General features: G+C 71.1%; 13 protein-coding genes. 5 read left to right on the forward strand and 8 right to left on the reverse strand.

Annotation, left to right across the window (positions count from 1 at the left end; all coding sequences use genetic code 11):
* Positions 1-2: 2 nt before the first annotated feature.
* The 4 genes from ACZ60X_RS00645 to ACZ60X_RS00660 are packed head-to-tail and all read right to left on the reverse strand — an operon-like array spanning position 3 to position 3716.
* Positions 3-323 (reverse strand): non-heme iron oxygenase ferredoxin subunit, encoded by a 321-nt coding sequence (locus ACZ60X_RS00645; RefSeq protein ID WP_469591841.1) that lies wholly within the window; start codon positions 321-323, stop codon positions 3-5.
* The gene (gene sufD, locus ACZ60X_RS00650) at positions 320-1504 is read right to left on the reverse strand and encodes a Fe-S cluster assembly protein SufD (RefSeq protein ID WP_469591843.1); all 1185 of its coding nucleotides are present in this window, start codon (positions 1502-1504) and stop codon (positions 320-322) included. Before sufD ends, ACZ60X_RS00645 begins: the two co-directional genes overlap by 4 nt.
* Positions 1505-1563: 59 nt before the next feature.
* The gene (sufB, locus tag ACZ60X_RS00655; protein ID WP_070025403.1) at positions 1564-2985 is read right to left on the reverse strand and encodes a Fe-S cluster assembly protein SufB; all 1422 of its coding nucleotides are present in this window, start codon (positions 2983-2985) and stop codon (positions 1564-1566) included.
* On the reverse strand, positions 2982-3716 hold the full coding sequence (locus tag ACZ60X_RS00660) for a helix-turn-helix transcriptional regulator (protein WP_399069045.1): 735 nt from the start codon (positions 3714-3716) through the stop codon (positions 2982-2984). Before ACZ60X_RS00660 ends, sufB begins: the two co-directional genes overlap by 4 nt.
* 183 nt (positions 3717-3899) lie before the next feature.
* On the opposite strand from ACZ60X_RS00660, the gene ACZ60X_RS00665 reads away from it, so the two are divergent.
* The 4 genes from ACZ60X_RS00665 to ACZ60X_RS00680 all read left to right on the forward strand — a co-directional run bounded on the left by ACZ60X_RS00665 (position 3900) and on the right by ACZ60X_RS00680 (position 7525).
* Positions 3900-4700 (forward strand): AAC(3) family N-acetyltransferase, encoded by an 801-nt coding sequence (locus ACZ60X_RS00665; protein WP_469591847.1) that lies wholly within the window; start codon positions 3900-3902, stop codon positions 4698-4700.
* Positions 4701-4746: 46 nt separating this feature from the next.
* Positions 4747-5670: an ABC transporter ATP-binding protein gene (locus ACZ60X_RS00670; protein WP_469591849.1), complete on the forward strand. Its 924-nt coding sequence runs from the start codon at positions 4747-4749 to the stop codon at positions 5668-5670.
* Between the two features lie 59 nt (positions 5671-5729).
* Positions 5730-6446 carry an ABC transporter permease gene (locus tag ACZ60X_RS00675; RefSeq protein ID WP_469592954.1) on the forward strand — a complete coding sequence of 239 codons (717 nt, stop codon included), beginning with the start codon at positions 5730-5732 and terminating at the stop codon, positions 6444-6446.
* Between the two features lie 68 nt (positions 6447-6514).
* Positions 6515-7525, forward strand: a complete 1011-nt coding sequence (locus tag ACZ60X_RS00680) for a COX15/CtaA family protein (RefSeq protein WP_469591851.1) — start codon at positions 6515-6517, stop codon at positions 7523-7525.
* Between the two features lie 34 nt (positions 7526-7559).
* Here ACZ60X_RS00680 and ACZ60X_RS00685 read toward each other — a convergent pair whose 3' ends face one another.
* The 4 genes from ACZ60X_RS00685 to ACZ60X_RS00700 form a co-directional block, all read right to left on the reverse strand.
* Positions 7560-8300 (reverse strand): nucleotidyltransferase domain-containing protein, encoded by a 741-nt coding sequence (locus tag ACZ60X_RS00685; RefSeq protein WP_469591853.1) that lies wholly within the window; start codon positions 8298-8300, stop codon positions 7560-7562.
* 18 nt (positions 8301-8318) lie between these two features.
* Positions 8319-9425, reverse strand: a complete 1107-nt coding sequence (locus tag ACZ60X_RS00690; RefSeq protein WP_469591855.1) for an amidohydrolase family protein — start codon at positions 9423-9425, stop codon at positions 8319-8321.
* Positions 9426-9607: 182 nt separating this feature from the next.
* Entirely contained in the window at positions 9608-9928 is a 321-nt protein-coding gene (locus ACZ60X_RS00695; RefSeq protein WP_469591857.1) for a hypothetical protein, read from the reverse strand.
* A 58-nt stretch (positions 9929-9986) separates the two neighbouring features.
* The gene (locus tag ACZ60X_RS00700; RefSeq protein WP_469592956.1) at positions 9987-10943 is read right to left on the reverse strand and encodes a heme o synthase; all 957 of its coding nucleotides are present in this window, start codon (positions 10941-10943) and stop codon (positions 9987-9989) included.
* A 437-nt stretch (positions 10944-11380) separates the two neighbouring features.
* Between ACZ60X_RS00700 and tkt the strand changes: the two genes are divergently transcribed.
* Entirely contained in the window at positions 11381-13483 is a 2103-nt protein-coding gene (gene tkt, locus ACZ60X_RS00705) for a transketolase (RefSeq protein WP_469591859.1), read from the forward strand.
* Positions 13484-13504 lie beyond the last annotated feature (21 nt).

The following is a 13504-nucleotide window of genomic DNA, read 5'->3' on the forward strand; positions in this document are numbered from 1 at the left end:
CCTCAGGACTCCTGGGTGAGGGAGACGAGAACGTCGTCCCCTTCGATCTTTACGGGGTATACGGGGACGGGGCGCGTCGCGGGGAGGCCGGACGGCTTGCCGGTGCGGAGGTCGAAGCTGGAGCCGTGCAGCCAGCACTCGATCTGGCAGTCCTCCACCTCGCCCTCGGAGAGGGAGACGTTCGCGTGGGAGCAGATGTCGTAGATCGCGAAGACCTCGCCCCCGGTCTTGACGACCGAGACGGGCGTGCCGTCGAGTTCCACCCGCTTCGGGGTGTCCTCCTCCAGCTCGCTCAGCCCGCAGGCGCGTACGAACGACGTCATGCGACCGACGCCTCCAGCTCCTCCTCGATCTTGGCGAGCAGGCGCTCCTCGATGTCGGCGACACCGATCTGCTGGACCAGCTCGGCGAAGAAGCCGCGGACCACCAGGCGGCGGGCCTCGTGCTCCGGGATGCCGCGGGCCATCAGGTAGAAGAGCTGCTCGTCGTCGAAGCGGCCGGTGGCGGAGGCGTGGCCGGCGCCGACGATCTCGCCGGTCTCGATCTCCAGGTTCGGCACCGAGTCGACGCGCGCGCCGTCCGTGAGGACCAGGTTGCGGTTCATCTCGTAGGTGTCCGTGCCCTCGGCCTTGGCCTCGATGAGCACGTCGCCGATCCACACGGCGTGCGCGTCGTCGCCCTGCAGCGCGCCCTTGTAGACGACGTTGGACTTGCAGTGCGGGGTGTTGTGGGTGACCAGCAGGCGGTGCTCCTGGTGCTGGCCGGCGTCGGTGAAGTACAGGCCGAACAGCTCCGCCTCGCCGCCGGGGCCCGCGTACTCGACGCGCGGGTGCAGGCGGACCACGTCACCGCCGAAGGTGACGACGACCGACTTGAAGGAGGCGTCCCGGCCGACGAGGGCGTTGTGCTGCGCGATGTGCACGGCCTTGTCGTCCCAGTCCTGGACGGAGACGACGGTCAGCTTGGCGCCGTCGCCGAGGACGTAGTCGACGTTGGCGGCGAGCACCGCGTCACCGGTGTGGTCGATGACCACGACGGCCTCGGCGAAGGCGCCCAGCTCGATGACCTGGTGGCCGAAGGCGGTACCGCCCTGGCCGTGCACCGCGATGCGGATCGGCTCGGCGAGGACGGTCTCCTTCGGGACGGTCACGACCGAGGCCTTCTCGAAGGCGGAGTACGCCTGCGCGGCGACCCGGTCCACCGGCGTGCCCGCCTTGCCGAGCCGCGCGTCGTCACGGCCGACGGTCTCGACGGTGACGCCCTCGGGGGCCTGGACGTCGACCTTCACGCCGTCGCCGGTGGCGACGGCGGTGCCGTCGTGCAGCCCGCGCAGCCGCTCCAGCGGGGTGAACCGCCACTCCTCCTCGCGGCCGTGCGGGACCGGGAAGTCCGCCACGTCGAAGGACGGGGGCGCGCTCATGCGCGAGACGACGGTCGACTCCGCGGCGACCGCGATCGAGCCGGCGGTGGTCGAACCCACCGGGATGTTCTGGGCCTCAGCCATGGCTGTCGTTGTGCTCTCTTCCTACGTCAGAAATTCGCTGGCTGCTCTCAGGGCGGTCGTCAGCCGACCGCGCCCTCCATCTGCAGCTCGATCAGCCGGTTGAGCTCCAGCGCGTACTCCATGGGCAGTTCCTTGGCGATCGGCTCGACGAAGCCGCGCACGATCATCGCCATCGCCTCGTCCTCGGAGAGGCCGCGGCTCATCAGGTAGAAGAGCTGGTCCTCGGAGACCTTGGAGACGGTGGCCTCGTGGCCCATGGACACGTCGTCCTCGCGGACGTCCACGTAGGGGTAGGTGTCCGAGCGGGAGATGGTGTCGACCAGCAGCGCGTCGCACAGCACGTTGGACTTCGACCCGGCGGCACCCTCGCCGATCTCGATCAGACCGCGGTACGACGTACGACCGCCTCCGCGCGCGACCGACTTCGAGACGATGTTGGACGAGGTGTTCGGCGCCATGTGGACCATCTTGGCGCCGGCGTCCTGGTGCTGGCCCTCACCGGCGAACGCGATGGACAGGGTCTCGCCCTTGGCGTGCTCGCCCATCAGGTAGACGGCGGGGTACTTCATCGTCACCTTGGAGCCGATGTTGCCGTCGATCCACTCCATGGTCGCGCCCTCGTAGGCCACGGCGCGCTTGGTGACCAGGTTGTAGACGTTGTTCGACCAGTTCTGGATGGTCGTGTAGCGGCAGCGGGCGTTCTTCTTGACGATGATCTCGACGACCGCGCTGTGCAGCGAGTCCGACTTGTAGATCGGGGCGGTGCAGCCCTCGACGTAGTGCACGTAGGCACCCTCGTCGACGATGATCAGGGTCCGCTCGAACTGGCCCATGTTCTCCGTGTTGATGCGGAAGTAGGCCTGCAGCGGGATCTCGACGTGCACGCCCTTCGGCACGTAGATGAAGGAGCCGCCCGACCACACGGCGGTGTTCAGGGCCGCGAACTTGTTGTCGCCGGCGGGGATGACCGTGCCGAAGTACTCCTTGAAGAGCTCCGGGTGCTCCTTCAGCGCGGTGTCGGTGTCGAGGAAGATGACGCCCTGCTGCTCCAGGTCCTCGCGGATCTGGTGGTAGACGACCTCCGACTCGTACTGCGCGGCGACACCGGCGACGAGGCGCTGCTTCTCGGCCTCCGGGATGCCCAGCTTGTCGTAGGTGTTCTTGATGTCCTCGGGCAGGTCCTCCCAGGACTCCGCCTGCTTCTCCGTGGAGCGCACGAAGTACTTGATGTTGTCGAAGTCGATGCCCGAGAGGTCCGAGCCCCAGTTCGGCATCGGCTTCTTCTCGAAGAGCTTCAGGCCCTTCAGGCGCAGCTTGGTCATCCACTCCGGCTCCGACTTCTTGCCGGAGATGTCGCGGACGACGTCCTCGTTCAGGCCGCGCCGGGCGGAGGCACCGGCCACGTCGGAGTCGGCCCAGCCGTATTCGTACTTGCCCAGGCCCTCCAGCTCAGGGTGGGCAGTCTCCGTGGGGAGAGTCATGCGGGGTTCCTCCCGGCCGTGCTTGCAGGTGCGTCAGTGGAAATCTTGGGGATGAACGTCGTGCAGACGCCGTCGCCGTGCGCGATGGTCGCCAGTCGCTGGACGTGAGTACCCAGCAGTTCGGCGAAGATTTCCGTCTCCGCCTCGCACAGCTGGGGGAACTGCTCCGCGACGTGGGCGACCGGGCAGTGGTGCTGGCACAGCTGTTCGCCGACCGGTGCGCTGCGCGCCGTTGCAGCGTACCCGTCCAGGCTCAGGGCCTTGGCCAGGGCTTCGGCGCGCTTGTCCGGCGTGACCGCCTCGATCGCCTTGCGGTAGGCACTCGCCTGGGCGGTGATCCGCGCGCGGGCGAACGCCGCGACCGCCTCGGGCCCTCCGCCCTGCTCGGCGATCCAGCGCAGCGCGTCGGCGGCGAGCTTGTCGTACGACTGGTCGAAGGCGTCCCGGCCGCAGTCGGTGAGCGCGAAGACCTTGGCGGGGCGGCCACGCGTGCGCGTGCCGTAGACCCGCTGCTCGCGCGCCTCCACGACGTCGTCGGCGACGAGGGCGTCGAGGTGGCGCCGGACGGCGGCCTGGGTCAGCCCCAGCCGGCCGGCCAGCTCGGCGACGGTCGACGGGCCGTGGTCCAGGATGGAGCGCGCGACGCGGTTGCGCGTGGAGCGCTCACCGGTCGCGAGTTCCTCCTGCGGGGCCCCCAGGGGGGTCTCCCGAGCCTCGCCGACGTTTTTCACAACGCCATTGTTGCGTAATTCCGCGGAGCCTGACAAGCGCGGTCCGGATCAACGGGCGGTGCCCTGCATCACTTAGGCATACCTAATCCGACCTGCGGAAACGATCTTTGATCGATCATCCGGTCCGCCCTGATCAGGCAATTCGCTGGCGCCCCGAGACCGTGTGGGGAAGACTCCCGGACCATGCCGACACCCCCTCCGACCGGCCCGCTCGTCACCCGCGACACCCTCGCCGCGCAGCTGCGCCTGCTCGGTGTCGAGTCCGGCGAGATCCTCCTCGCGCACTCCTCGCTCAGCTCCCTCGGCTGGGTCAACGGAGGCGCGGTGGCCGTGGTGCGGGGGCTGCTCGACGTCCTCGGTCCGGACGGCACGCTCGTCGTGCCGACGCAGACCGCCGACCTGTCCGACCCGGCCGTGTGGTCGAACCCGCCCGTGCCCGAGGAGTGGTGGGAGCGGATCCGGGCCACCATGCCCGCCTACGACCCGCTGATCACGCCCACACGCGGCGTCGGCGTGGTCCCGGAGACCGTGCGGACCTGGCCCGGCGCACTGCGCAGCGCGCACCCGCAGACCTCCTTCGCGGCCGTCGGCCCGCACGCGCGCGCGATCACGGACGGCCACGCGACCGACTGCCGGCTCGGCGAGCACAGCCCGCTGGCCCGGCTGGAGAAGCTCGGCGCCCGGGTCCTGCTGCTGGGCGCCGGCTACGACGCCTGCACCAGCTTCCACCTCGCCGAGTACCGGATACCCGCGCCCCGCGTGCCCGTCGGCCGGCCGGCACCGGGCGGCGGCTGGGAGACGGTGGCCGAGGTCTCGATCACCTCGGAGCGGTTCGACGAGCTGGGGCACGACTTCGAACGGGACCGGGACGTCGTACGGGGCAGGGTGGGGGCGGCCGAGGTCCGGCTGTTCCCGGTGGCGGACGCGGTGGCCTACGCCGAGCGCTGGCTGGCGCTGCACCGGCCCCGTGCGGAGGAGATCTAGCACCCCCGCGCCGCAACGGTCCGCCCGCTCCCTAGACTCTGGACCCATGCGAAGTCAGCCTGTCGTCCAGGTCCAGGCCCTGGTGAAGCGGTACGGCACGAAGACCGCGGTGGACGGCCTCGACCTGGCGGCCCAGGCGGGCGTGACCGCCGTCCTCGGCCCCAACGGAGCGGGGAAGACGACCACGGTCGAGACCTGTGAGGGGTACCGGACGCCGGATTCCGGCACGGTGCGCGTCCTGGGCCTCGACCCGGTGCGGCAGTCCGCCTCCTTGCGTCCCCGTATCGGTGTGATGCTCCAGTCCGGGGGCGTGTACTCCGGCGCCCGAGCCGACGAGATGCTGCGGCACGTGGCCAAGCTGCACGCCCATCCGCTGGACGTGGACGCGCTGATCGAACGCCTCGGCCTCGGCTCCTGCGGCCGGACCTCCTACCGGCGGCTGTCCGGCGGCCAGCAGCAGCGGCTCGCGCTCGCGATGGCCGTGGTCGGGCGCCCGGAGCTGGTCTTCCTGGACGAGCCGACCGCCGGTCTCGACCCGCAGGCCCGCCGCGCCACCTGGGACCTGGTGAAGGACCTGCGCGCCGACGGCGTCTCGGTGATCCTCACCACGCACTACATGGAGGAGGCCGAGCAGCTCGCCGACGACGTCGCGATCATCGACGGCGGCAAGGTCATCGCCCAGGGCTCCCCCGACGAGCTGTGCAAGGGCGGCGCCGAGAACACCCTGCGCTTCACCGGCCGCCCCGGCCTCGACGTCGGCTCCCTGCTCAAGGCGCTCCCGGACGGCTGCACGGCCGCCGAGCTGACCCCGGGTGCCTACCGCGTCGTCGGCCGGGTCGACCCGCAGCTGCTCGCCACGGTCACCTCGTGGTGCGCCCAGCACGGGGTGATGCCGGACCGGATCTCGGTGGAACGCCACACCCTCGAAGACGTCTTTCTGGAGCTGACCGGCAAGGAGCTGCGCTCGTGACGACCGCCACCGGTACCGGTACCTACACCCCCGACCCGGGTGCGGCGCCGCTTGCCCGCATGATCGCGGCGCAGGCGGTGCTGGAGACGAGGATGCTGCTGCGCAACGGCGAGCAGCTGCTGCTGACGGCCGTCATCCCGACCCTCCTCCTGGTGCTGTTCAGCTCCGTGGACATCGTCGACACCGGCAAGGGCAAGGCCGTCGACTTCCTCACCCCCGGCATCCTGGCCCTCGCCGTGATGTCGACCGCGTTCACCGGGCAGGCCATCGCCACCGGCTTCGAGCGCCGCTACGGCGTGCTCAAGCGGCTCGCCTCCTCGCCGCTGCCCCGCTGGGGCCTGATGACCGCCAAGACGGCGTCCGTGCTGGTCACGGAGGTTCTCCAGGTCGTCCTGCTGACGGTGATCGCGTTCGCGCTGGGCTGGCACCCGCACGGCAACCCCGCCGCCGTGCTGCTCCTGCTGGTCCTCGGCACGGCCGCCTTCTCCGGGCTCGGCCTGCTGATGGCGGGAACCCTGAAGGCGGAGGCGACCCTGGCCGCCGCCAACCTCGTCTTCCTGCTGCTCCTCGTCGGCGGCGGCGTCATCGTCCCGCTGGACAAGTTCGGCCCGGGCGCGCAGGACATCCTGGGGGCGCTGCCGATCTCCGCGCTGTCGGACGGCCTGCGCGGAGTGCTCCAGCACGGGGCCGGCCTGCCCTGGGGTGACCTCGGCATCCTCGCCGTGTGGGCGGTCGTGGCACTGGCCGCGGCCGGACGGTTCTTCCGCTGGGAATGAGGCGCCGGCGACCTGCACGCACGCGCGGGGAGGACCCTCGTGAACGCGTGCACAAGCGGCGCCCTACCATGGTGGGCGTGCCAAAGCTGACCCGCGCCGACGCCGCTGCCGCCCTGCGCAACCCGCTCGCCTTCATCGCCGAACGCTGGACTCCGGGGCCCCGGACCGTCCAGCGGGCGGCCCTCGCCGCGCTCGTCATGTCGGTGGTCATCGTGGTCACCGGCGGTGCCGTGCGCCTGACGGGTTCGGGCCTCGGCTGCCCGACCTGGCCCGAGTGCACCGACGGCTCGCTGACGCCGACGACCGCGCTGAGCTACCACAGCGCGATCGAGTTCGGCAACCGGATGCTGACGTACGTGCTGTGCGCGGCGGTCGGCTGGGCGATCATCGCCGCGCGCTCCGAGAGGCCTTACCGGCGCAGCCTGACCCGACTGGGCTGGGCGCAGTTCTGGCTGGTGATGGGCAACGCGGTCCTCGGCGGCATCGTGGTGCTCGTCGGCCTCAACCCGTACACGGTCGCGGCCCACTTCCTGCTGGCGACGGCCCTCACCGCGGTCGCCGTGCTGATGTGGCAGCGCACGCGGGAGGGCGACGGCGCGCCCCGGCCGCTGGTCGGCAAGGCCGTGCAGCAGCTGGTGTGGTTCCTCGTCGTCGCCTCGGTCCTGCTGATCGGGGTCGGCACGGTGGTGACGGGCGCCGGCCCGCACGCGGGTGACTCCAGCGACGTCAAGCGCATCCCGATCGACTGGGAGACCGTCGCCAAGCTGCACGCCGTGCTCGCCTGGATCGTGGTGACGCTCACCTTCGCGCTCTGGTTCCTTCTGAAGGCGGTGGACGCCCCCCAGGGACCGCTGCACCGCACCCGCGACCTGTTCCTGATCCTCCTCGGCCAGGGCGTCATCGGCTACGTCCAGTACTTCACCCACCTGCCCGAGGTGCTCGTCGGCCTGCACATGCTGGGCTCCTGCCTGGTGTGGATCGGCGTCCTGCGCGTCCTGCTGGCGCTGCGCGAGCGCCCGGAGGAGACCGTGGAGCTGCCCGGCCCCGCCGCCGAGGTGGCGGTGGGCACGCGCGCGTGAGGCGTTCACCGGCGCCACGCGCGCGAGGCGTGCGTCATCCGTAGGTGGTGACCAGCGTGTCGATCGCCGGGGCGAGGTAGGCGCGGGTCAGCGCCGCCCGGCGGGTCAGCCACGCGTCGTCCGCCGCGGGCCCCGCCGGGTCGTACCGCCTCCGGGTGATGTCCGCCACGACCTCGGCGGGAGCGCCCAGTGCCGCGAGCTCGGCCAGCGCCTCCCGCTTGGAGATCAGTCGTCCGTCGCGCAGGGTCGCGGTGGCGCGGGCGTGGGTCAGCAGCCCCAGGTCGACCCAGGCGTCCTGCCGCCACAGCCGGGCCTTGTCGACGTGGGGCCGCCAGAAGGTGCGCTGGTCACGGACGACGAAGGCGCGCAGCTGCCGCTCCGGGACCGGCGGCAGCAGTCCGGCCGGTGCCCCGCCGTACAGCACCCGCCCGAAGTCGTGCAGCTCGCGCCGGGTGACGGGGGTGACCGGGCGGCGCATCACACGGCCGTGCGCCCAGGTGAGGTGGGACCGGTCCGGGTCGGCCAGTGCGGCGGGGGTCGGATAGCTGCAGTGGAGCTTCGCGGCGAGCGGCTCCGCGCGCAGCCGCCGGTGCAGCGACACCACCCGCCGTAAGACCGTCAGGCTCACCGCGTCCGGCAGTACGGCGATGAGGTCGAGGTCGCTGCGGCCCTCCTGGTAGTCGCCGCCGGCCAGGGAGCCGTGGGCCCACACGGCGCGGGGGCGCAGCGGCGCCAGGCCGGTCAGGAAGCGGTCGAGCAGGGATTGCGTCTGCATCGGACCAGTCTGGTGGGCTCAGTGGAGCCCGTACACCCGGCGCGCGTTGTCCGCCGCGACCATCCGGGCCACCCGCTGGGCGTCCCGCAGGGACCACGCCCCCTCGGCGACCCAGCCGCCCAGGACCTGCCCCAGCGCCTCGCGGAACAGCCGGGCCCCGACGACGTGCAGCTCCGGCAGGCCCTGGGCGCCGGTGGAGAAGAGGATCTTGCCGAAGGGAGCCAGCTCCAGGATCTCCGCGAGGACCGTCGCCGCACGCGCTCCGGTGCGTACGAGCGCGGCGCCGGAGTCGGTGTGGACGTGCGCGAAGACCCCGGCGAGGTGGGCGGCGTGGCGGTGGTACGGATAGCCGTGCAGCAGGATCAGATCGGTGCCGAGACCGGCCGTGGCCCGGACGAAGTCGGTGAGCAGCACCGGGTCGGTGCGGTCGATGCGCGAGCCGGGCTCGCCGAGTCCCGCGTGGAGTTGCAAGGGCCGGCCGGAGGCGACGGCGATCCACAGCAGGTGCCGGAGCAGCACGGGGTCGCGCAGCGCGCCGCCGACCCTGCGTCCGGCCAGCCAGCGGCCCGCCGCGCCGCGCACCTCCCCCGGCCCCGGCGGCTCGGGCGCGAGCGCGAGGCCGTGCCGGAGCCCGGCGACCGAGGTGAAGGCGACGGCGTGCGCGGCGGCGCCGTGCACGGACTCCGCGAGGTTGGCGAGGAAGGACTCGACGGTGCCGGAGGTGTCGGCGACCTGCTCGGCGAGCAGTTCCAGCCGGACGATCTCATGGGCCTCGGCGAAACCGGCGGAGGCCAGCTCGGTGGGGCCGGTGAGGTCGCCGGGCACGCCGGTGTCGACGAGGTAGGTGGTGATGCCGCTGCCGCGCAGCAGTCTGCGGCCCGCCTCCAGGACGCCCAGTTCCCGGCGCCGGGCCAGATAGCGGGCGGGCGCGCAGTGGGGCTCCAGGCCGAGCAGGGGCGGACACCAGCGCCGTACGGCGAAGCCGGTCTGGGTGTCGAAGAGGGTGGTGCCGGCCGCCGGCGGGCCCTCGGTGCGGGCGAGCTGGGCCTCGAAGGTGCCGAGGCCCAGCTCGGTTCGCAGTACGCCGTGGCAGTACTGGTCCACGAGGGACGGCGTTTCGATCATCCGGGGTCTCCCGCGAGACGCTGCGCTGTGCCTTGCGGGGGTTAACGGATGAGCGGGGTCCGGGGTCGCGGAAGCGCTCGGGAATGCGCGTTGTTGTGCGACTACGGGCCGCCTTTGGCTGCTCGCGCCCACGCCGCGGAGCCGCGTGTCGATACGGCGTCGCGCCCCTCGGGGCGCGTCGTTCAGCCGCCGATCTGGATGCCCGCCATCCGCTTCCACTCGTACGGGCCCGTCTTCACCTTCGCCGCGAACTCGCCGTCGAAGGACTCGTGGACGGTGATGCCGGACTTCTCGACGGCCTTGGCGGCGATCTCCGTGCTGGGCGCCACGAGGTCGCCCCAGTCGCCGTCCTCGCCGACGAGGACGATGCGGGCGCCGCGTTCGCCGATGTAGGCCACCTGTCCCTCGGCGCCGCCGTGCGCCTTGGCGAAGGCGCTGATCTGGTGGGCGAGCCGGGACACCTTGCGCTCGGCCCGCGCGTCAACCTGCTGCGTGTCTGCCATGGCCAGGATGCTACTCGCGGGTAGCCCTGCTGGCGAGAGCAGGGCTCTGTGACCTGCGTCAGCGCAGGAACGGGTCCACGGCGATCGCCACGAACAGCAGCGACACATAGGTGATCGACCAGTGGAAGAGCCGCATCTCCTTCAGCTTCCCACCCGTGACCTCGGCCTTGGCCCGGTTCTGCAGAGCGTGCGCCTCCCACAGCCACCAGCCGCCGGCGGCCAGCGCGACGGCCGTGTAGAACCAGCCGGTGTAGCCGAGCGGGGTGAGGAGCAGGGAGACGACGACCATCACCCAGCTGTAGATGACGATCTGTCGGGCGACGACCTTGTTGGACGCGATGACCGGGAGCATGGGCACGCCCACGCGCGCGTAGTCGTCCTTCACCTTCATGGACAGCGGCCAGTAGTGCGGCGGGGTCCAGAAGAAGATGACGAGGAAGAGGATGACCGGCGCCCAGGAGAGGGAGTCCGTCACGGCCGACCAGCCGATGAGCACCGGCATGCACCCCGCGATGCCGCCCCACACGATGTTCTGCGAGGTGCGCCGCTTGAGGATCATCGTGTAGACGACGACATAGAAGAGGAGCGCGCCGAGCGAGAGCCAGGCGCTCAGCCAGTTGACGGTGAGGCCGAACAGCAGCGTCGAGACGACGGCCAGGTTGATGCCGAAGGCGAGGCACTCGCGCGGGCTGACCATGCCGGTCACCAGCGGCCGCTGCGAGGTGCGGTCCATCAGCGCGTCGATGTCGCGGTCGATGTACATGTTCAGCGCGTTGGCGCCGCCCGCGGACAGGTAGCCGCCGACGCAGGTGAGCAGGACCAGCGTCAGGTCCGGTACGCCCTTCTGCGCCAGGAACATCACCGGAACGGTGGTGATGAGCAGCAGCTCGATGATCCGCGGCTTGGTCAGCGCCACGAACGCCTTGACGCGGGCACCGAACGGCCGATGGGCCGGGCCCTGGCTCGCACCACCGAGCACACCCGCTGGACGGGATTCGACGGCCGTCACGCACACCCCTGACAGAGACATCCCAGCAAGCCTCCCCCTGTGAAGTCCCGGTAAAGGCTCGCGCGTACCACGCCACTTTAGACGTTGCCCATACCCCGGCCTTCGCGGGGGTGGGGTCGTGTTGGCGGCCCCGCGGCACAGGGCCGTCACGAGGGTCTCCGGGAGGGCCGCCGGGACGTCTTCGAGGGACCCCCATAAGAGGGGTACCACCTCTCGATTGAGCGCTCAGATGACTGGCCCCGTATTCATGTGCCAAATGCCGTCTCGGCCAGTCGGGAGGCGGATCGTACGGAGTCCCGGCAGTCTGTAAACACTCGAAAAAACGCACGTCCTCACGAGGGTAGGCTCGTCAGCGGCCGGCGGGCGCCAAGCACGCCGGCGGCCGGGTGGGCGCATGCCCCGAAGACCGGCGACCGACATGTGGAGAGGAGCCCTGACCCAGGGTGAGCACCAAGCCGACCACCACAGACCTTGAGTGGACCGAGCTGGACCAGCGGGCCGTCGACACCGCCCGTGTCCTGGCCGCAGACGCCGTACAGAAGGTCGGCAACGGCCATCCCGGTACGGCGATGAGCCTGGCTCCGGCCGCGTACACCCTCTTCCAGAAGGTGATGAGGCACGACCCGGCCGACCCGGAGTGGGTCGGGCGCGACCGCTTCGTGCTGTCCGCCGGCCACTCGTCCCTGACCCTCTACACCCAGCTGTACCTGGCCGGCTTCGGCCTGGAGCTGGACGACCTGAAGGCCTTCAGGACCTGGGGCTCGAAGACGCCCGGCCACCCGGAGTACGGGCACACCAAGGGCGTGGAGACCACGACCGGTCCGCTCGGCCAGGGTGTCGCCAACGCGGTGGGCATGGCGATGGCCGCCCGCTACGAGCGCGGTCTGTTCGACCCTGACGCCCCGCAGGGTGAGTCCCCCTTCGACCACTTCGTGTACTGCATCGCCGGTGACGGCTGCCTGCAGGAGGGCATCTCCGCCGAGGCGTCCTCGCTGGCCGGCCACCAGAAGCTCGGCAACCTGATCCTGCTGTGGGACGACAACCACATCTCGATCGAGGGCGACACCGAGACGGCCGTCTCCGAGGACACGGCCAAGCGGTACGAGGCCTACGGCTGGCACGTGCAGCGCGTGGAGCCGCAGGAGAACGGCGACCTGGACCCGGCCGCCATCTACGCGGCCGTCCAGAAGGCCAAGGCCGTCACGGACCGGCCGTCGTTCATCGCGATGCGCTCGATCATCGCCTGGCCGGCCCCGAACGCGCAGAACACCGAGGCCGCGCACGGCTCGGCGCTGGGCGACGAGGAGGTCGCGGCCACCAAGCGCGTCCTCGGTTTCGACCCGGAGAAGACCTTCGAGGTCGCCGACGAGGTCATCGCCCACACCCGCAAGGCGCTGGAGCGCGGTGCGCAGGCCAAGGCCGAGTGGGAGAAGTCGCTGCAGGTGTGGCGCGACGAGAACGCCGAGCGGGCCGCCGAGTTCGACCGGATCAGCAAGGGCGAGCTGCCCGCCGGCTGGGAGGAGAAGATCCCGGTCTTCGAGCCCGGCAAGGGTGTCGCGACGCGTGCCGCGTCCGGCAAGGTGCTCCAGGCGCTCGGCGCGGTCATCCCCGAGCTGTGGGGCGGCTCCGCCGACCTCGCCGGGTCGAACAACACGACCATCGACAAGAGCAGCTCGTTCCTGCCCGAGGGCAACCCGCTGCCGGAGGCCCACCCCTACGGCCGCACCATCCACTTCGGCATCCGCGAGCACTCCATGGGCGCCGAGATGAACGGCATCGCCCTGCACGGCAACACCCGCGTCTACGGCGGCACGTTCCTCGTCTTCTCCGACTACATGCGCAACGCGGTGCGCCTGTCGGCCCTGATGCACCTGCCGGTGACGTACGTGTGGACGCACGACTCCATCGGCCTCGGCGAGGACGGCCCGACGCACCAGCCGGTCGAGCACCTGGCCTCGCTGCGCGCCATCCCCGGTCTGAACGTCGTCCGCCCGGCGGACGCCAACGAGACCGCGATCGCCTGGCGCGAGGTCCTCAAGCGGTACACCAAGGAGTTCGGCAAGGGGCAGCCGCACGGCTTCGCCCTCACCCGCCAGGGCGTGCCGACCTACGAGCCGAACGAGGACGCCGCGCGCGGTGGTTACGTCCTGTTCGACGCCGAAGGGCCCTCCGGGCAGAGCGCGGCGCCGCAGGTGATCCTGATCGCCACCGGTTCCGAGGTGCACGTGGCCGTCGAGGCGCGCGAGCAGCTCCAGGCCGAGGGCATCCCGACGCGTGTCGTGTCGATGCCGTCGGTGGAGTGGTTCGAGGAGCAGGACCAGGGGTACCGGGACTCCGTGCTGCCGCCGTCGGTCAGGGCCCGCGTCGCCGTCGAGGCGGGCATCGCGCTGACGTGGTACCGCTACGTCGGGGACGCCGGCCGCGTCGTCTCCCTGGAGCACTTCGGCGCGTCCGCCGACGGCAAGGTGCTCTTCCGCGAGTTCGGCTTCACTGCGGAGAACGTGGCCGCGAAGGCCCGGGAATCCCTCGCCGCCGCCCAGCGCTGACGCTCATATACGACACGTAGG

It is taken from the genome of Streptomyces sp. NPDC104106, assembly GCF_055584345.1.

Excerpts from the sequence above, each read along its gene's own strand:
- ACZ60X_RS00645 (WP_469591841.1), bottom strand. The coding sequence starts at position 323 with ATGACGTCGTTCGTACGCGCCTGCGGGCTGAGCGAGCTGGAGGAGGAC.
- sufD (WP_469591843.1), bottom strand. The coding sequence starts at position 1,504 with ATGGCTGAGGCCCAGAACATCCCGGTGGGTTCGACCACCGCCGGCTCG.
- sufB (WP_070025403.1), bottom strand. The coding sequence starts at position 2,985 with ATGACTCTCCCCACGGAGACTGCCCACCCTGAGCTGGAGGGCCTGGGC.
- ACZ60X_RS00665 (WP_469591847.1), top strand. The coding sequence starts at position 3,900 with ATGCCGACACCCCCTCCGACCGGCCCGCTCGTCACCCGCGACACCCTC.
- ACZ60X_RS00670 (WP_469591849.1), top strand. The coding sequence starts at position 4,747 with ATGCGAAGTCAGCCTGTCGTCCAGGTCCAGGCCCTGGTGAAGCGGTAC.
- ACZ60X_RS00675 (WP_469592954.1), top strand. The coding sequence starts at position 5,730 with ATGATCGCGGCGCAGGCGGTGCTGGAGACGAGGATGCTGCTGCGCAAC.
- ACZ60X_RS00680 (WP_469591851.1), top strand. The coding sequence starts at position 6,515 with ATGGTGGGCGTGCCAAAGCTGACCCGCGCCGACGCCGCTGCCGCCCTG.
- ACZ60X_RS00685 (WP_469591853.1), bottom strand. The coding sequence starts at position 8,300 with ATGCAGACGCAATCCCTGCTCGACCGCTTCCTGACCGGCCTGGCGCCG.
- ACZ60X_RS00690 (WP_469591855.1), bottom strand. The coding sequence starts at position 9,425 with ATGATCGAAACGCCGTCCCTCGTGGACCAGTACTGCCACGGCGTACTG.
- ACZ60X_RS00695 (WP_469591857.1), bottom strand. The coding sequence starts at position 9,928 with ATGGCAGACACGCAGCAGGTTGACGCGCGGGCCGAGCGCAAGGTGTCC.